Source organism: Caballeronia sp. DA-9 (assembly GCF_051615025.1).
Classification (GTDB): Bacteria; Pseudomonadota; Gammaproteobacteria; order Burkholderiales; family Burkholderiaceae; genus Caballeronia; species Caballeronia sordidicola.
In genome coordinates, this window is sequence record NZ_CP195131.1 from 1,334,779 (window position 1) to 1,352,531 (window position 17,753).

At 56.3% G+C, this 17,753-nt stretch carries 15 protein-coding genes and 2 pseudogenes; 11 read left to right on the forward strand and 6 right to left on the reverse strand.

Annotated elements, in window-relative coordinates:
• Positions 1 to 10: 10 nt before the first annotated feature.
• Positions 11 to 1,063 (forward strand): IS630 family transposase, encoded by a 1,053-nt coding sequence (locus ACRWA7_RS05970; RefSeq protein ID WP_438390469.1) that lies wholly within the window; start codon positions 11 to 13, stop codon positions 1,061 to 1,063.
• Positions 1,064 to 1,483: 420 nt separating this feature from the next.
• Here ACRWA7_RS05970 and ACRWA7_RS05975 read toward each other — a convergent pair.
• Both ACRWA7_RS05975 and ACRWA7_RS05980 read right to left on the reverse strand, forming a co-directional pair.
• Positions 1,484 to 2,005, reverse strand: a pseudogene (locus ACRWA7_RS05975) (IS91 family transposase); the annotation flags it as partial.
• 452 nt (positions 2,006 to 2,457) lie between these two features.
• Positions 2,458 to 3,234, reverse strand: coding sequence for a hypothetical protein (locus ACRWA7_RS05980; RefSeq protein WP_438390470.1), 777 nt, complete (start codon positions 3,232 to 3,234; stop codon positions 2,458 to 2,460).
• 365 nt (positions 3,235 to 3,599) lie between these two features.
• Here ACRWA7_RS05980 and ACRWA7_RS05985 point away from each other — a divergent pair, with 365 nt between their 5' ends.
• The 6 genes from ACRWA7_RS05985 to ACRWA7_RS06010 all read left to right on the forward strand — a co-directional run bounded on the left by ACRWA7_RS05985 (position 3,600) and on the right by ACRWA7_RS06010 (position 8,596).
• Positions 3,600 to 5,444 (forward strand): alkaline phosphatase family protein, encoded by a 1,845-nt coding sequence (locus tag ACRWA7_RS05985; protein WP_438390471.1) that lies wholly within the window; start codon positions 3,600 to 3,602, stop codon positions 5,442 to 5,444.
• Between the two features lie 77 nt (positions 5,445 to 5,521).
• Entirely contained in the window at positions 5,522 to 6,763 is a 1,242-nt protein-coding gene (locus tag ACRWA7_RS05990) for a cytochrome-c peroxidase (RefSeq protein ID WP_438390472.1), read from the forward strand.
• Positions 6,764 to 6,853: 90 nt separating this feature from the next.
• Positions 6,854 to 7,051: a hypothetical protein gene (locus ACRWA7_RS05995; protein ID WP_438390473.1), complete on the forward strand. Its 198-nt coding sequence runs from the start codon at positions 6,854 to 6,856 to the stop codon at positions 7,049 to 7,051.
• Positions 7,052 to 7,706: 655 nt separating this feature from the next.
• Entirely contained in the window at positions 7,707 to 7,877 is a 171-nt protein-coding gene (locus ACRWA7_RS06000; RefSeq protein WP_438390474.1) for a LexA family protein, read from the forward strand.
• A 47-nt stretch (positions 7,878 to 7,924) separates the two neighbouring features.
• Positions 7,925 to 8,128 carry a hypothetical protein gene (locus ACRWA7_RS06005; protein ID WP_438390475.1) on the forward strand — a complete coding sequence of 68 codons (204 nt, stop codon included), beginning with the start codon at positions 7,925 to 7,927 and terminating at the stop codon, positions 8,126 to 8,128.
• A gap of 123 nt (positions 8,129 to 8,251) precedes the next feature.
• Positions 8,252 to 8,596, forward strand: coding sequence for a response regulator (locus tag ACRWA7_RS06010; protein WP_438390476.1), 345 nt, complete (start codon positions 8,252 to 8,254; stop codon positions 8,594 to 8,596).
• Positions 8,597 to 8,670: 74 nt separating this feature from the next.
• Here ACRWA7_RS06010 and ACRWA7_RS06015 read toward each other — a convergent pair whose 3' ends face one another.
• Positions 8,671 to 10,257 (reverse strand): hybrid sensor histidine kinase/response regulator, encoded by a 1,587-nt coding sequence (locus ACRWA7_RS06015; protein WP_438390477.1) that lies wholly within the window; start codon positions 10,255 to 10,257, stop codon positions 8,671 to 8,673.
• A 118-nt stretch (positions 10,258 to 10,375) separates the two neighbouring features.
• On the opposite strand from ACRWA7_RS06015, the gene ACRWA7_RS06020 reads away from it, so the two are divergent.
• The gene (locus tag ACRWA7_RS06020; protein WP_438390478.1) at positions 10,376 to 12,043 is read left to right on the forward strand and encodes an ATP-binding protein; all 1,668 of its coding nucleotides are present in this window, start codon (positions 10,376 to 10,378) and stop codon (positions 12,041 to 12,043) included.
• Positions 12,044 to 12,057: 14 nt separating this feature from the next.
• On the opposite strand, the gene ACRWA7_RS06025 is transcribed toward ACRWA7_RS06020, so the two are convergent.
• Both ACRWA7_RS06025 and ACRWA7_RS06030 read right to left on the reverse strand, forming a co-directional pair.
• Positions 12,058 to 12,507 carry a response regulator gene (locus ACRWA7_RS06025; protein WP_438390479.1) on the reverse strand — a complete coding sequence of 150 codons (450 nt, stop codon included), beginning with the start codon at positions 12,505 to 12,507 and terminating at the stop codon, positions 12,058 to 12,060.
• Positions 12,500 to 14,881: an ATP-binding protein gene (locus tag ACRWA7_RS06030; RefSeq protein ID WP_438390480.1), complete on the reverse strand. Its 2,382-nt coding sequence runs from the start codon at positions 14,879 to 14,881 to the stop codon at positions 12,500 to 12,502. Before ACRWA7_RS06030 ends, ACRWA7_RS06025 begins: the two co-directional genes overlap by 8 nt.
• 562 nt (positions 14,882 to 15,443) lie before the next feature.
• Here ACRWA7_RS06030 and imuA point away from each other — a divergent pair.
• Positions 15,444 to 16,160, forward strand: coding sequence for a translesion DNA synthesis-associated protein ImuA (gene imuA / locus ACRWA7_RS06035; RefSeq protein ID WP_438390481.1), 717 nt, complete (start codon positions 15,444 to 15,446; stop codon positions 16,158 to 16,160).
• 34 nt (positions 16,161 to 16,194) lie between these two features.
• Entirely contained in the window at positions 16,195 to 16,419 is a 225-nt protein-coding gene (locus ACRWA7_RS06040) for a DUF3717 domain-containing protein (RefSeq protein WP_060857898.1), read from the forward strand.
• A gap of 105 nt (positions 16,420 to 16,524) precedes the next feature.
• Here the strand turns inward: ACRWA7_RS06040 and ACRWA7_RS06045 are convergent, their stop codons facing one another.
• Positions 16,525 to 17,043: a hypothetical protein gene (locus ACRWA7_RS06045; protein WP_438390482.1), complete on the reverse strand. Its 519-nt coding sequence runs from the start codon at positions 17,041 to 17,043 to the stop codon at positions 16,525 to 16,527.
• Between the two features lie 157 nt (positions 17,044 to 17,200).
• On the opposite strand from ACRWA7_RS06045, the pseudogene ACRWA7_RS06050 reads away from it, so the two are divergent.
• Positions 17,201 to 17,738, forward strand: a pseudogene (locus ACRWA7_RS06050) (nucleoside 2-deoxyribosyltransferase).
• Positions 17,739 to 17,753 lie beyond the last annotated feature (15 nt).

Here is a 17,753-nt window from a genome sequence, read left to right on the forward strand (position 1 = left end):
GATTTAGGCCATGGGCAAAATGAATCTGACAGATACCGAACGTGAGCAACTGCTTTCGGCGGCACGCAGCCGAACGGTGCGCTCGGCGGACGTGCGACGCGCAAAACTGATTTTGATGCTCGAGGACGGTGAATCGCGCGACGGGATCATGAGCGCACTGGGCTGCGACTCGCGTTTCATCGCACGCTGGTCGGGGCGCTTCCTCAACGAGCGACTGGCCGGCATGTACGCTCGCCATCCCGGGCGCGCGCCTGTGCAGCCGCCTGCCAAGTTGGAAGCGCGTGTACTCAGCCGCACCCTCAAGCACAAACCCGCCGACGGTTCGACACACTGGAGCAGCTACAAGCTCGCATCAGAGCTGGGCGATGTGTCGGTCTCAGCCGTGCAGCGCATCTGGCGTAAGCACGGCATCAAGCCGCAGCGCTTGGAGCGGCACATGGTCTCCAACGATCCGGACTTCGAGACCAAAGCAGCCGACGTGATCGGGCTATATCTGAACCCGCCGGCGCACGCGGCGGTGTTCTGCGTAGATGAGAAAACCGCGATCCAGGCACTTGAGCGCCGCGACCGGATGCTGCCTTTGTCGCCGGAACGTGCCGAAAGCCACGGCTTCGAGTACAAACGCAACGGTACTCTTAGTCTGTTCGCGGCATTTAATACTGCTACCGGCGAGGTGGTGGGCAAGACCGCGCCGCGCCACACCAGCGAACAGTTTGTGGCCTTCCTGACTGATGTCGTCGCCAGCCAGCCCAAACGTCGGGAAATCCACGTGATCTGCGATAACGTGAGCAGCCACAAGACGCAGCGGGTAGCCGACTTTCTCACCGCGCACCGCAACGTGCGTTTGCACTTCACACCGACCTACTCGTCGTGGCTTAACCAGGTGGAAAACTGGTTCTCACGCATTCAGCGTGATGTGATCGCCCGCGGCGTCTTCACTTCGGTGAAGGACCTGGATCGAAAACTGATGCGTTATATCCGCGAGCACAACCAAAACCCGAAACCAATCAAGTGGAAATATGACGATCCGTCCCGTCGAATTCGGCCGGTGCCAAGTCAATGACGCAGCGGACTAGTTTGAGCCGGTCGATAGTCCGGTGAGGATTTCCGATGCTTGTACGGCGAGTTTCGGAAATCGTTAGGTTTGTTCGATGCCTGCCCTCAGGCACGCACTCGTGGGCGACGACAACGCGTGCGGGCAGGCGTTGAATAAACCTCGAGGAAGGAAACCGCGGAGTGGCCCGATGCGGCGAGGATCTTTGCTATGGCGATTGATCAATCTGAGCGGTCTGTGTTGCGGGTCGACGGCGGGCGATGCGAGCGCCCGCAGAGGCGTGGATGAAGCAATGGAGGCGATGTCGCGTGCGATTTAGAGTTCGGAACATGACTGTGCAACCGTACATGACATCGAAGGCACAACCGTCCACTCTTCGGCCGCGCTGACGCAAAGCCGACGGTTGAGATACAGATCGACGGGAGGCGCTCATCGCTGTGCTGCCTTTGGTGGTGCGCGAATTGGCACGGTGCGCGTCAGAATGTCGATGACGAGCATCGGCGCGCCGCAATGGCGACAGATGAAGGTCGGTCGATCGCCGGTGATCGCATCGTGCGGTGATGGGCAGAGCTCGGGCGCAACGCCGAGCAGCGTACGAATCCTGCTCAGGTTTGTGCGGCGCACCGGGTTGGCGAGCAACCCATAGTGGCGGATTCGATGGAAGCCGGCGGGCAACACATGGAGCAAGAAGCGACGCATGAACTCGCTGGATTCGAGCGTCATCGCTTTATAGCGGGTACGGCCCTTCTGCCGGTAGTCTTTCCAGCGGAAGCTCACGTTCCGCCCATCGAACGCGAGCAGGCGCTGGTTGGAGATAGCGACGCGATGGGTATAACGCGAGAGGTAGGCGAGCACTGCTTCAGGGCCCGCGAACGGACGCTTGGCATACACGAACAGTTGGCTTGCGTCTTCGGCGCGAGGCGGCGCATGCGCATGTCGTCCATCATGCGCTGACGTAGCGGACTGATGCTTGGGCTGGGAGTGGTCATGGCTCGGCTCCTGTCGAGTAACGAGGCGAACTGCCTCATTGCTCAACATAGGAAACCGAGCGGGTTTCCTATGAAGAACCACCACGTTCAAATGCAGTGCATACCGCGCGAGCGGTTTAGTCCGTTGGCCGGGTTATGGCAGTGCCTTCCCAAATTACTCGCCGGAGACCGGCCATTGAGCGAGGTCGGACGACACCACGGCTGTTCAAATTGGACGGCGACCTCGACCGGCGGCTAATGGCCGAACCTCGTCCGCTGCCCCAACGATCGCTAATCGCAACGGGTATGCGAAAGGCATGGACCGACCCGGAACGGTCATCCGCACTTTCCGACAACGGACGCTCGCCCTGACAAGGTTGATAAGGAATTTGCCAGAGCCGAGCCGACCAGCGTAGTGATACGTGTATTGCAATGTCAGATTTTTTTTGAGGCGTGTGAAACTAGCACTGCTTGAATCCGCATTAATATTTCGTGAAACTCCGAGAAGTCGATCGTCGCTTGTCCCTTCTTGATAATTTGTTCAGCAAAGACGTGTTTGCCATATTGTGTTTTGGGATCAAATCGATTTTTCCCGCTGAAAGCCTTCCCATTTAGTTTCTTTTCCAGCACTGATTTTTCGAAGAAATTCTCGATAGTGACGGTTTTCCCGCTCTTCAGGGGGAGCGCGACGACATAAAGATTGTCGACGACATGATAGAAGGGTTCGCTGCCGGTGACGGGTGTCGGACTGTTGGTTTTATGTTTGACCGCCGAAAATATACCCTTTGTTCCCTCATCATTGTCGACCAGCAGAATAACAGGGTGTCTCCTCGCAGCAGACTTGAAGCCAGAGAACTCGCTTCCATAAGTGGCGACAAAGCCATTCAAGTCACCTGTTCCTCCTCCAATTGAAAGAATGCGAACTGCCGTTTTAGTATAGTTAAAAAATGACGCATGAATAGTTGTCTGTGTTGCAGATTTGCTAGATAGCAGTGGGTACACCGCAGGAAGTTGTTTCAGCGCACACTCGATGTAGACTCTGTCGGTTTTCCCTTCGCACAGAATCAACGGCTTCTCAGGATTATAAAACTGCGTGAACGTGAGAAATCGTCGGAACGTCCGTGCTGCGGCGTCCATTTCCGCCAATATCCCTTTCCGAGCACGGCATTCTTGAACGTCGTCAGGTGGTAAATGCCTTGTTTTCTCAAACATACGGACATTATCGATAAAGCTAAGCATGCCACGGAGTTGTGAGCGAGTTCCTTTCTCTTTCTCGATAACCCAATTCCCTTGCTCATCTCGGCGAGAGCGGCGGCCGAAACATGCTTCATTGTCGACAATATTGACCCGGCCGTCGATTGTCGCTTACCTGCCGAAGGTCACCCCCGCTTACCCGTCGAGCCTCAATTTGCTGGAGGCGGCTTGAGCCAATGCTTATTTCAATTCCTAACAAATTCTTAATGGGCGTGTAACACAACTTACATAGGCTTCATGCGAGTCAAATGCCGTCGAATGGATCCGGTCTATAACGAGGAGAAGTTGTGAAAAATGCGGGGTTGTGTAGGTGTGCGCTCGCGATGCTGGCAAGCATCGGCGTAATGGCAGGGTTGTCTGCCTGCGGAAGCAGCGACAATGGGTCGAGCGGGCCGAGGGTCACCGGTCAGGTGCTCGGCAGCTATATCCAAGGTGCGGCGGTCTGCCTGGATGTGAACAACAACGGCAAGTGCGACCAGGGCGAGCCTGTCGCGCGCTCGGATGCCCAAGGCAAGTTCTCGATCTCCGATACGAGCAATGGTTCCTGGAAGTATGTTGTTGCTGACCTGAATGGTGCCACGGAGAACGACGCAACGGGCAAGAACATGGGCACCGTATTCAACAGCACGGCTACGTTCCGTTCGCCGCGCGGCGCCAGTTCCACCAGCGCGATCACCACGCAGCTTTCGCAATTGATGGACAGTGGCCTGTCGCAGTCGGATGCTCAAACGCAACTGGCCAGCAAGATCGGCACGGCGCCAGACACTCTGCTGGGCGACTTCAACACCAACGGCAACGCCGCAGTGAAAGCTGCGAGCGACCAGTACATTGCAACCGTCGCCTCTAACAAGGCGATCAAGCACGTTTGGGTTATCGTGCTCGAAAACAAGGCCGCGGAATCGACGTACGGCACGACGAACCCTGATTCGAACCAGGACCCGTACCTGAAATCGCTGATGCCGCAGGGCACGTACCTCGCGAACTACTATGGCACCGGCCACGTTTCGCTGGACAATTACATATCGATGGTGTCGGGTCAGCCATCGACACACGACACCGAATCGGACTGCTTCGCGATTTGGTCTGATATCGTGGATAACGGAAACGACTCGTCGAACCCCAAAGTTCTCAAGGCAGGCACGGACATAAACGGCCACCAGAGCGGCGGCTGCGTGTTCCCGGCTCGTGTGCAGCATTTGGGCAACCAGATGGAACAAGCCAAGCTTACGTGGCGCAGCTACAACGAGGACATGGGCAACGACCTGAACCGTGACGGCACGAAGACCTGTTCGTTTCCGCGCCGTACAGCGCAGCTTGCGGGCATAGACCCGATGAAAGCTGTAGATGGCACACAGGCTGCACAGGCTCCATCGGCTTCAGGCGACATAGCGGGCGACGAGTACGCAACGCGTCACAATCCGTTCCCATATTTCCATTCGACCATCGACGATCTGGCGAACTGCGACGCGCGCGTGGTCAACCTACAAGACAACTTGGCAACGGATCTTCAGTCGATTGACACTACGCCGAACTTCTCCTTCATCACGCCGAACCTGTGTGACGATGGTCATGATGGTGACGGTACGGGTACAGCGGGCAAGGGCTGCGCAAACGGTCAGCCTGGCGGTTTGACTTCGATCGACGCGTTCCTGAAGGAGACGATTCCGGTGATCCAGGCTTCGGCCGCCTACAAGCAGGACGGCCTGATCATTATCACCACGGATGAAGGCGTCGTGACCGGACTTACGCCGACAACGCAAGTCAGTGCCGATGGCAAGACGCTCTCCTTGCTGGAGCCGGAGATGGGCAATCAGTGCCCTGGCTGCAACCAGCAAACGGGCCCGAACGTGGCGCGTCCGGAACAGGTCACGTTGACCACGTACCCGGTGGCCCAAGCAGGCCTGCTCGGTATTAACCCGGCGACGCTGCCTGCATCCGTGCAGAGCGTGTCGATTTCGTTGAACTACCTAGGAGTCGGTGGCGATCAGATTGGTACGCTTCTGCTGTCGCCGTTCATCAAGGGCGGTCACGTGGATAACACCGGCTACAACCACTACGCGCTGCTGCATTCGCTCGAAGACAACTTCGGCATGGGCTCGTATCTCGGCTACGCCGATGATACATCGCTCAAGCCGATCTTCACGTCGAGCAACATTGACAACCGCTAATCCCTAGCGATCTCAATAGAACTCTGTTGTCGTTTGCCCGGTTCTCTGTTCGAACCGGGCTGTTTTCTTGATGAGTCATGCGCCAATATCCTTCAAGGGCTGTTCTCGCGACGGCCCTTTGCATTTCCCTTCTGTCCGCATGCGGCAAACATGCCCTGGACGCTCAAGCGGCATCTCCGGTTAAAGCGGGTGCTACTGATCTGGTAGCTATCGGCAAGGTGGCGTTCTTCGATCCGTCGCTGTCGGCTTCCGGCAAGCAGTCATGTGCGTCCTGTCACAGCCCCGCGAATGCCTACGGGCCACCGAATGGTCTGGCTGTCCAGTTGGGTGGTCCAAACATGGATCGAGGCGGACTGCGCTCGGTACCGTCGCTGCGCTATCTGCGTTCGGTGCCTTACTGGACGTTCACGCAGGCAAATAGCTTGAAAGAGCGCCTGGAGGACGGCGATAATCAGCCCATTGGCGGATACACCTGGGATGGGCGCTACAACACCCCTGCGGAGCAGGCTGCATTTCCCCTGCTCAATCCGGATGAAATGGCAAACACCAATGCGGATGACGTGGCGAAGAAGCTGAGCAAAAGCACCTACGCACAGCAGTTCCGGGAAGCATTCGGCCAGGACGTTTTCTCGCGACCGGCAGAGGCGCTGGCAGACCTCGGAAAGGTATTGCAGGCATTCCAGTTCAATGATCCGTCGTTCGCGCCGTACTCCAGCAAGTTCGACCGCGTGCTAGACGGCAAGGATCAATTCACGCCGCAAGAGGCGCACGGATTGATGCTGTTCAGCGACCCCGATAAGGGCAACTGTGCAAGCTGCCATCTGATCAACAAAGGCGCTCACGGCGCGCATCCGGCATTGACAGATTACAACTTCCAGACGCTGGGTGTACCACGCAACATAAATATCCCGGCTAACCGCGACCGGAATTTTTACGACATGGGGTTATGTGGACCGCTGCGTGAAGACCAGGCGAACCAGACGTGGTTCTGTGGAATGTTCCGCACGCCTACGCTTCGCAACGTCGCCACGCGAGGTGTGTTCTTCCATAATGGCATGTTCCATACGCTTGAAGATGCGACGCGCTTCTATGTTGAGCGCGACACGGACCCGAAGAAGTGGTATCCAAAAGACGCGCACGGGCACGTCGTGAAGTTTGACGACCTGCCGAAAAATCTGCGCAGTAACGTGGATGTCAAGACGGAGCCGCTGACGAATCACCTGGGCGGCAAACCAGTGTGGTCGGACTCGGATATCCGCGATGTGGTGGCGTTCCTGAATACCCTGACCGACGCGGACGCACAGGCAGTGCCTCGCTAACGTCGTGCCGAAAAAGAAAAGCCCGATTAGTCTTAAGGGCTTTTTTGTGTTAAGGGCCTGATACTACTGCGTCATAGAGTCATGGAGTCAATGCAGCAATCGGGCCTCTCTGTAATCGACTGGATCGGTGTACCTCGCGAAATTGAAAAGGCCATCGAGCATTTTCAGCCGATTGTCGACGGTTCTACTTGCGTGCGTGAACGTCGCATTTTGGCCGATCTGCGTCTGTCATTGATCGACCTTGGAAACAACAATAACGTATTGCACACCACCGATTACGCGGGTTAAATGTTGTCGCGGCGGAACACGGTGCTCAAACCGCCAAAAGTACCTTTCTTCCTTGCCGCACTCTCGAACGACGATGCACGTCATAGCATGGCGCTCTCATCACGCAGAGTTGTTTCGTTCGCTGCATCGCGTGGAAGTACCCACGCAGCTTCCGTCACATCCCCGGCAGATTGTAAATATCCGTACCGGCAGTCCACCTGTTGAGGTCGTCCACTGGAGGCGTTCCGACTGTTCTCCCATTCTCGCGCGCATAAAAGTGGGCTCGCCCGCTTCCCCACGGGCCGCCGCCGCGTCGATGGAAGACCCGAACGCTGCACGCAAATGCGCAACGAATGCAGCCATCTCGGGCATTGGGCGCGATTTGCGCGTGGTCGCCACGCTCATCTTCATTCCCTGCTATCTCGAAAAAGGGCCAAACCAAATCGGAAAAAAGCCATTAGAAAATACTGTACATTCATACAGGTATCGTGTCCATGCGCCGCACCATCCCTCTCGCCGACGATGTCGCCGGCGCATATTTGATTGAAGTACTGGCCAAGGTGCCGGCTGGCTTCCCAAGCCCCGCGCAAGATCACACGCAAAAATGCATTGACCTGAACGATGTACTCGTTATGAAATTAATCGCGACATCCTGTTTCAGGTCAAAGGCGACTCGATGATCGACGCGCGGATTTTCGATGGAGATCGGCTCATCGTCGATCGTTCGGTGGAAGCGGTGCACGGGTGCATCGTGCTTGCTTGTGTTGATGATGAATTTAGGTGCGCCACGCCGACCCTCGCCATGGCAACGCCATCTTACTCGTTTCCAATACACCACCTTGATTAAGCTGCCTCCAGCGCGAAACGACGGCAGTGTTCCAGGTATCCGACCTCATGGCCGCCGACGAACTCGATAATGCTGCTCCAGAGCCAGAGCGGCGCATCAAAGGCACGCTGGATGAAGAGTTTGTTTTGGATAAAAACACTTGGCTGAATTGGAGTCCTGAACTTGACGCGTGGTTGGATAACCCAACTTTCTCGCAGCGAGCAGACCTCCGCGTACGGCCCGCGTTTCGCCATGGGCGAAAAGACTTTTAAGCCTCTCAAGCAGCGATGCTTAAAAGCGATTGGACAGATAACGATTAATGCAATTACGCTGCCTATAACCGCTTACACACATATAAAAATCATACTTTCAAAAAACTTACGGACAGTGTGACCATGCTAGTTTTGTTTGTCGAGGACGATTCCCGGTTGGCCAACGCATTTGGCGCACTTGCCGATGATCTAGGACATCGCGCTGACGTTGCATATGACGGTGCGACCGCTTTGAAACTGACCGCCGCCCGGGTGTACGACGCCATCTTCCTCGATCTGGGCTTGCCCGACATCGATGGTCGTCAACTGTGTCAGCAACTTCGCGATGCCAGTCGAAACGCCCACGCATGTGTTGTGGCAGTAACGGGTCGCTCCGATTTATCAGAGGCGGATCTTGCGCCGTTCGATGGCTACCTCCTGAAACCCGTAAATCGGGAGGCGCTTAAAGCGGTAATAAGCAGCTGTTGACAGCGACGCGCGGCCTCCCTTGGCGGTCCTGAATTTCGCGGTGGCGATCCTTCGTTCGCAGAACTAAATCGCGATCAATGGTCGTCCAGATTATTGAGCAAATGGTCAAGTTTCGCGAAATCGACTGGCTTTGGGCAATGCTCATCGAACCCCGCATCAAGCGCGGTTTTTCGGTCCCGATCGCTGCCGTATCCTGTAATCGCGACAAACATCGTTTGCTCCGTCGCCAAGACGCGCATCTGTTTTACCAATGCGTAACCATCGATTTCAGGCAAGCCTATGTCGCTGAGCACGACGTTGGGCACGCGATCGCTGAGCATTTGCAGCGCGTCCACTGACCGGTAAGCCGTACGCACAATATGTCCGGACATCTGGCAGTACATCGCAAGCGCGTCGGCGGTGTCGGCGTTGTCATCGATCACCAGGATATCCAGCGGTACTGTTACGGTAGTGCGCGCCGTTGGGGTGGGGGCGGTACGCGTCGGCGCCGCTTGTTTGAGTACCAGCGTAAATTCACTGCCATGACCAATTCCGTCGCTTTGCACATCGAGTGATCCGCCGTGCCATTGCGCGAGGCGGCTCGCCAACGGCAAGCCGAGCCCCATGCCCCCGGTTGTGCGGTCCAATGTACGGTGTGTTTGTCCGAATACCTGGAAGATTTCGTCGCGATCCTCGGGTGCGATGCCCACGCCTGTATCGGAAACGCTGATCCGCATGAACGTGCCGTCGCCTTCGGCATGGATGTCGATCTGGCCGCCCTGCGACGTGAACTTGGCGGCGTTCATCAGCAGGTTGACAAGAATCAGCGGACATTGGACCCGATCGGCCATGACCCATGCATCGTCGATGACCGTTCGTGTGAGTCGGTGTTGCTTTTGCTCAATCAGCCCTTCCGCCATTTCCAACGCCTGGTCCAATAGACTGTCTACACGCACGGGCTCAAGATTCAGTTCGATTGCGCCTAGCGAGACAAGCGAAGTCGATAGGAGGTGGTCGACCAACTGTCCCATGTGTCGCACATGCCGGCCAATGAGTTGTTTAGCCCAGTCCCGCTGATCCGGTGACACCTGAAACTTGTTCAAGACCTGCACGGCAGTAAGGATCGGCGACATCGGCGCACGAAGCTCATGCGCAAGCATCGCCAGGAACTGATCCCGATTGCGCTGCGCGTTTGCGATCGTCTGTTGCTTTTCCTTGACCTTCAGTAGCAGGTGCGTGACCTGCTCGCCTAGGAGACGAAGCACTTCCATGTCGTGTGAATCAGGTATGCGTGTGGCGACATCCTTGATACAGAGCGTGCCCAGAGCAAAACCATCCGGAGAACGAAGAACGATTGCCATGTAGAACACGACGGCATCATCGCCGTTGCATTCCGGATGACTTGCTATTAACTCATGGCGGGTAGCATCGTAGATCACAATGTCGTCCGAATCTTGTATTGCCAAAGCACACAAGGACTCAGCGTGCTGATATGTCCTGCGAACTGCGCCCCATGCTGATTTACACCACGTGCGCGCCTCATCAACAAAGTTGATGAACGCGCGTGGTGCGCGCATTACACGGGCAGTGAGTTGCGTGAGCGCATCAAAATGTGCATCGACCGGCGTATCAAGGATAACCAGGTCGGCAAGCCGCCCGAGGCGAGCAGGATCAGAAAGCATTTGTCATCGGAAGCTGAAACAGGTCTGGACACGTACAGCAAGTCGTGTTCCGGAATAATTTGACGATATTGTGTTGCGTTGACTACCCGGTATTTTTACGCGGATGCCATAATAAGTGATGCAAACGATAACCGCTGCTGAGGCTGCAAAAATTACTGATTCAAAGATCGAGCCGGGTGCGCTATTTGTCCATTTGGCCGACGCGTATATCGTGTTTGACGCCAACCGTAGGGCGGTGTTCGCAAATGCCGCATACCTGCGCTTGCTGGAGCAAGATTCGAGTAATGTAATTGGCTACCACATTGACGAGCTGCCGCAATTTGCGACCTTCACTGCCGTGGACGAGGGCGGAGCGTGGCTCCGTTCAGCTTTGGAAGAAATGGAAATGGGCGAAACGCGCTCGACGCCGTATTTCCGTTTCGATCTTGCGAAAGCCGAGGAAGCCACCCACGCGCGATTTTGGAAGTTCAAAGCGAGCTTGATCCCAAATCTCTCCGACGACGCTACAGCAAGCGGTCATTATTTCGCAATTCGGGTGAGTGATGTCACCGAGCAAGCTCAGCGCGATGCGCTTGACCAGCGCGAAAAAGCCCGACTGCGCTCCCAAGCACAACTGCGCAGTATCGTCGCGAATGAGACGGCTGCGCAGCTTCGCGCAAGTCAGGACCAGTTCGAAGTTGCGCTCGCATTTGCAAAAGTGGGCGCATGGGAATTAAATCCGGTGTCTGGCCTGATCGCGTGTACGGACCAGTGCAAGGTCAATTTGGGGCTAGGTATAGACGAGTCCCTCTCTGAAGCGCGACTTTTTACCGAAATTATCGCGACCGAAGATCGGGAGCGTGTACGCGCGCGCATGGAACAAGCGCTTGCCGACCGTGGGCATTTCGAGGCCGAATATCGTCTGGAACCAACCGATGGCGAAATCCGCTGGCTGCTAGTTCGTGGACAAGGCAAGTATGACGAAGCAGGTCACTTGCTCTCAGTATTGGGTTTCACCATCGATATCACCGCACGCAAGGAGGCCGAACTCAAACAGCAGCGTGAGGCGGCAAGCGAGCGCGATGCGCGTGAGCAGAGCGAACGCAACGTTCTGGCGATGGACCATTTTGTGAGTGCGGTTACGCACGAGTTACGCTCGCCCTTGGGCGCGATCACATCATGGGCGGAATTGCTCGGGCGCACGCACGATCCCTTGCAGATTCAACAGGCGGCGGGATCCTTGCAACGCAACGCCCGGCAGCTTAATTTGATGGTGGACGATCTTCTGGATACGGGCGCGATTGTCTCGGGCAAACTCTCTGTGCAGCGTGCACCGGTCGAGCTCGACATCCTTGCCCGCCACATCATCAGCGATTTGATCTTGGAAGCGCAACGCAAAGGGCTCCAACTGACGTGCGAGCTTACACCGTGTGCAGTCTTGGGTGACGAGCCTCGATTGAAGCAAATCGTATGGAATCTGCTGTCCAACGCCATCAAATTCACGCATGACGGGGCAATCAACGTGTCGGTCGGCAGCTCGACGGGGTGGGCCGTGATCAGCGTGGCAGATACGGGTTGTGGGATCGCTCCAGTAGCGCTGTCACGCGTCTTCGACCGCTTCGAGCAAGTTCGCACCGATGTGGCCGGACGTATCGGTGGGCTGGGTCTCGGGCTGTGGCTGGTTAAAAGCCTGGTTGAAATGCACGCCGGCAAAGTCGCGGTGGAAAGCGATGGTGTCGGACATGGCGCGACCTTCCGAGTTTATCTACCTCTGCTTGGTGCCCCATCGATATCGGCCACCGCCTGAAAAGGCGGCAGCGCTTAGCTGCGTTTGCTTTGCGGTGACCCTTGATTCAATACGCCCCAGAACGCGCCGACATCGCGCACCGCGGCCATGAAGTCGTCAAATTTCACCGGCTTGACCACGTAAGCGTTGACGCCGAGATCGTAGCTCTTGATGAGATCTACTTCTTCACGCGACGAGGTCAACATCACGATAGGAATGTGCCGTAATACGTCGTCCTCGCGAACGGTCTGCAGCACCTCATGTCCGTCAAGGCGGGGCAACTTCTTGTCCAGCAGAATGACGGCCGGGTGAATATCCTTGCGAGCGCTCCAATTGCCTTCGCACCGCAAAAATTCCAACGCTTCCACGCCGTCACGTACGACATCAATCGGGTTGGCAATTTTGGCTTTTTCCAGTGCGACCATGGTTAACTCGAGGTCGTTCTCGTTGTCTTCAACCAACAGAATAGGTCTCAGTTCAGCCATTTTCGTGTCCTTCACTGTAGCCTTGTTTGGGAATGCCCTGAATCCAGGCGCCATCACCCGTCGCGCTGATGCGAGCGAAAGCGGCCGCTGCAGTCTCAGACTTCGCACCGCTTTCGGGCCGGAATTCGCACGGCAAGATGAATGCTATTGTAGCGCCCCGCCCCAGCTCGCCTTGCGCCTGCACGCGCCCGCCGTGGCGTTCGGCGATGCGCTGCACGGTAGCCAGGCCAATGCCGGTCCCCGAGAATTGCTTGTCGTTGTGCAGGCGTTGGAAAATACCGAATAGCTTATTGACGTAGCGCATATCGAAGCCGACGCCGTTATCACGCACATAGTATTTGACGAAGGATCGCATGTGTTCGTCTGCGATGACTTCGCCGCCTAGCTCAATGACGGGGTCGTCTCGTTTGGCGCTGAATTTGACCGCGTTCTCAATCAAATTTCGTAACGCCAACTGTAAAAATACCGGGTCAGCCTGCACAGGCGGTAAGTCGTGCACCCTCCACTCTATTTTTGCGTTGCCGGCATTCGCCTGCTGTTCGGCCACCAGCGACTCGACCATGGATGCGACGTTAATGGATTGCGGCTTCAATGATGCACGGCCCAATTGCGAGAAACCGAGGAGGTCATCGACTAATTCACCGCCAAATGTGGCTGCAACCTTAATCCGGTCGAGATACTGTTTCACGCGAGGCGAGAGCTCATCGGCGGCAATCTCCATGATTAAGTCTGCAAAACCTGTGATATGCCGAAGCGGTGCGCGCAAATCATGGGAAACCGTGTAGGAAAACCCTTCCAATTCCTTGTTGGCGCGTCCCAACTCGAGTGCGAGCTGGGCCAACTCCTCCGCTCGCCGAAGCACGATGCCCAGTATCGCTGTGCGAAATTCGGCCGCAATCTCGACCTCTGCCCGACGCCACGGCAGGGTTCGATTTCGCACGATCTCAGTCCAGGTCTCAAAGCTCTCGCGCGGTGAGCGCGCGCTTGGCAAGTCGGCCAGTTTCGAGCGTGGATCGCCTGCCCATTCGACCGTGCGCACTACTTCACGGCGAAACCAGATCACGTAGTTGCGAAATACCTTGGAGATCGAAACGGCCAGAAATCCTGCATACTCAGCCGTACCTTCAAACGCATCACAGTCGCCTGCCACATAATCGGTAGAATAGACATCGGCCGTGCGCGCATCAAGCCAGCTAACGAGAGCCTCGACCTGTTCCTGCGTTGGGGTCGAACCGACCAGGCGCATCTGCCCTTCGAATACGATCGCCGCGCCCGACGACGCGGTGAAGCCTAGCAGGTCGCCGGAGTCCTGCACCAGCCCCTCAATAAAGCTGTCCCGGTCGGCCATGGTCGCGAGCAAGCGGGTTAAGGTTTGGCGAAGTTCCAGTCGATATAGAGACTCCGCCTGCGTTTCTCGCGCCTCCACCTGCAACGACAAAATCTGCGCGATATGCTCACAGGCGGTGCGCACTTCAAAGTGGGGCAGCCGTGGCGTGGCATGGTGGCACGAGATAAGCCCCCATAAACGGTCACCCACTACGATCGACATGGACATCGAAGCAAGCGTGCCCATGTTCTTCATGTATTGCACGTGAACGGGCGAGACGCTGCGCAGCGACGCGTAAGTCAGATCGGTCGGTCTGCCGCTTACCGGGTGTGCGGCCGGCACGAGGCGCGCGGGCGTATAGTTCGCATCCGCGATCAGCCGGATTCGATTAAGCCGGTACAGCTCGCGCGCCTGGGACGGGATATCCGATGCGGGAAAACGCTGCCCGAGATAAGACGTATATCCGGGCTCCAAAGCTTCAGCGAGTACGTGCCCATGTCCCTGTTCGTCAAAGCGATACACGAGTGTTCGACCAAAGCCCGTGATGCGTTGAATCTCATTGGCCGCAAGCTTGCACAACTGATCGACTGAGCGCTGTTGCTGCAAGTCGTTCACGAAGTTGCGCACCAACGGATACATCGAGGCAAATACATCGACCGTGCCGCGCGCGGGTTCGAGTTCCACAATAGTAGCGCCGTTGTGACGGTGAACAACCATCGCAAATGGACCGCCCGAAAGGACATTGTCGCCCAACCTGTCAATTGCCCCGACATAAAGCGGAGCGCCGTCAATCGATCGCTCGTGGACTGCCACGCGGACCATCGAGGCAGCGGAAGCCCCCACTATTTCGCTGAGGGGGCGATCAAGTGCAGCCTCGGCGCAAATCCCCAGTATCGCTTCAACGCTCTCGCTCACCTGCAAAACGCGATCACCCTCATCGATCGCGAAAAGAACACCGTGGGGCTGAATACCCCCTGGGATATGGATAGGCTCGGAAGCGCAGGCGCTGTCAGGCTGTGATGCAAGGTTCGATACGACGTCGGACATAGATTTCCTTGGTGGGCAAACAAATTTTGCCACACACCCTCACCCATAACCATTTTTGAGTATCGGAGTAAGTCTCGGGCTGCGCCTCGCGCCGTCGGATGCAAAGAAACCCGATGACCTCCAAAAAGGCTGACCTTGCCCTATACAAAGCGACAGCCGAGGGACAAGGGACGAGGCCGCGGTTTGTTTGCGAGTTGACAATTTTATTGCCGCAACGGTGACAATATCAATTTGGTCTACGCCAATCAGGCGACCGTGATCGACCTATCTCTCTTATCCCGTTGGCTTCAACTTCGCCATATCGATACGGGCAGACTTTACGATTAAGAAAGAGCCGCCAACGCTCTAATTCTGAGAAACCCGAAGTGGGTGAGCATGGAATACGTGGCGCCATCTTTTAAAGATTTTAAAGCTGCAGTGATACGCGCGCGATGTGCCAACGTCTGCGAGCAGCTTGGCGCTGGCTGTGCCGAATTCGATAACGGAAAGCTGATGTTTCACCGGACGCCCCGCACCATGTTTCGACGGACGTACTATACTGTATAAAAACACAGGTATGACTATGTCGGCGCTTCCGGATTTCGAAAAGATCCACCCATCCTTGTGGAGAGGATCCCAACTCGCTCGCCCTGCGGGGAGGGTCATCGACACCGGCTACGAGGCGCTGTCGGCAGAACTCCCAGGCGGCGGCTGGCCCGTCAGTACGTTAGTTGAGGTCCTGACCGCTCAGTCGGGTATTGGCGAAATGCGCATCTTACGACCCGCGTTGGCGTCGTTGGCAGGTAAACCGATTGCACTGATCCAGCCTCCTCAGGTGCCGAATATACAAGCGTTTATGTATATGGGAATTGATTCATCGAAGCTTGTGTGGATCACGCCGAAGAAAACAGCGGACGCCCTGTGGTCCGCTGAACAAATTCTGAAGGCCGGCAGCTTTGGTGCGGTGCTTTTCTGGCAACAACACATCCGAGGTGAGTCACTACGTCGCTTAATTCTTGCGGCGCAGTCAAATGAAACGTTGTTTGTGCTGATGAGGCCGCTCGCGAGTGCACAAGATAGCTCTCCGGCATCGCTACGGCTCGCGCTACGGCCAGCCGAAAACGGCGTCGCGGTCGAAGTGATCAAACGCAAGGGGCCTATCGGCAACGGAAGTTTCGTCCTGCCAGTGGATCCGGCGCCCTCGTTGGTCAGCCCGTTTGGACGAAGATCGCGGGAATTTTTGGTCAGGGAGGCGGGCACGTCCCCCATCGTTACGCCAGCCGACGTTTCGGCTCCCTAACCTAATATCGAACGTCCTTTTATAAGTAATCGCCATGAATACCTACACCATTGGACAGATTGAAGATGCGATCAACTACTGGCGTGAGCATCAAGCGTCGGGTGAGGATGCAGCACTCTGCCCACGCGCACGCGTGCTTGCCGACATTTACGGTGCAATGATCTATAACCGCGAAGAAACCGTCTTGGCCAACACGTTATCGCCTGCACAAAACGAATCACTCAGCTTGGCGCTCAATCAGCAACCGCTTGGACTATAAGCTTTGATCCGTCGTCTATAACGAGGTGCGCAGGCGTTGGCGTTTCTCACCAGGACGAACAAGCTAAAACCTTCGCGCCGTGCGACATGGGTTGGTTTCGGGCGATCACCGGTTCGCTCGCTTGATAGCGTCCAGCGCCTTCGTTTTAGCGATATCAGCGCATAGCTCGGTCCACTTCCAGAGAAGCGATGTGTCGTCTGTGAGAAACAGAGGATGTTCGACCCATGCGCTCACTTCCGCCCCTTTCCAGCCGGTTTCGAAAACTCGCACGTCTTCGTCGTCGCTCACACCCGAGCCGACCAAATCGGCAAACGATGCGAGGTTGTATAGATAGACGTCCGCTTCTGGCATGTCGAACAGCACCGCGAGCGTTCTTATCGCACGTCGGTTCGCCGCTTCCCTGCCTCCGGCCATCAAAAAGACAACGCTTTCATCGCTACTCTTCGGTTTTCCGAAAATGACTCGGTAGAGAGATGTCCTGCACCGGTTGCTTAGTTGAATGCTCATCAGAACTCCAGCGGACTTGACTTGCACGTCTTGGCGATATTCTAACCACTGACATGCTTGATCAAAACAGAACGAGGAATGAATGCCCAACCCTACAAAGGCACAGCGGGCTCTCATGCAGCAGCTCGACGAAGGCCACGACATAGACGTAATCGCTTCGAATCTTGGCAAAAGCGTGTTGGCTGTCCGGCAGCAGATTGCGCGGTTGCGAAAACGAATTGAAGCTGGCCACATCCGGCCGGCACCGCTACCTATCGAAAAGGCCGCGGGGACCTTGCGTGTGTATCTCGCTGGTTTCGACGTATTCCGAATCGATGCAGTAGATCACGGAGCTTATCTAAAAGGCCTGTGTCGAGAGGAAGGTTTTCTCGGCATGTATCCGTTCGACAACGAAGCACCGTCAAACTTAGGCCCCGCTGAGAAAGCGGCATGGATCTGTCGCGCGAACATCGATGCGATCCGATCCGCTGACATGGTCATGGCGAACCTGAACGATTTTCGTGGGCTCGGTGAGCCAGACAGCGGTACAGCGTTTGAGGTTGGTTTTGCGGCCGCACTCGGCAAGCCTATGGGCGTATCGCTCCGACGCTCGAGCGCTTGTTGAACAGATCGCTGAAACGTCCGATCCGGCCTCTTCCCTCCCTATGTGCGCGCGTGGATACGTCGTCGAAGACTTTGGCCTAAGCGTCAATCTAATGCTGGCCAGTTCGGCGCGCGTGGTAGTAGGTGGCCCGGAAGATTGTCTGCGCGAGATGAAGAAAGTTCAGCATTGGTGGCCCCTCCCTTTTGATGACGGGGTTTGCGAAGCGTAGCTTCGTATATATTGG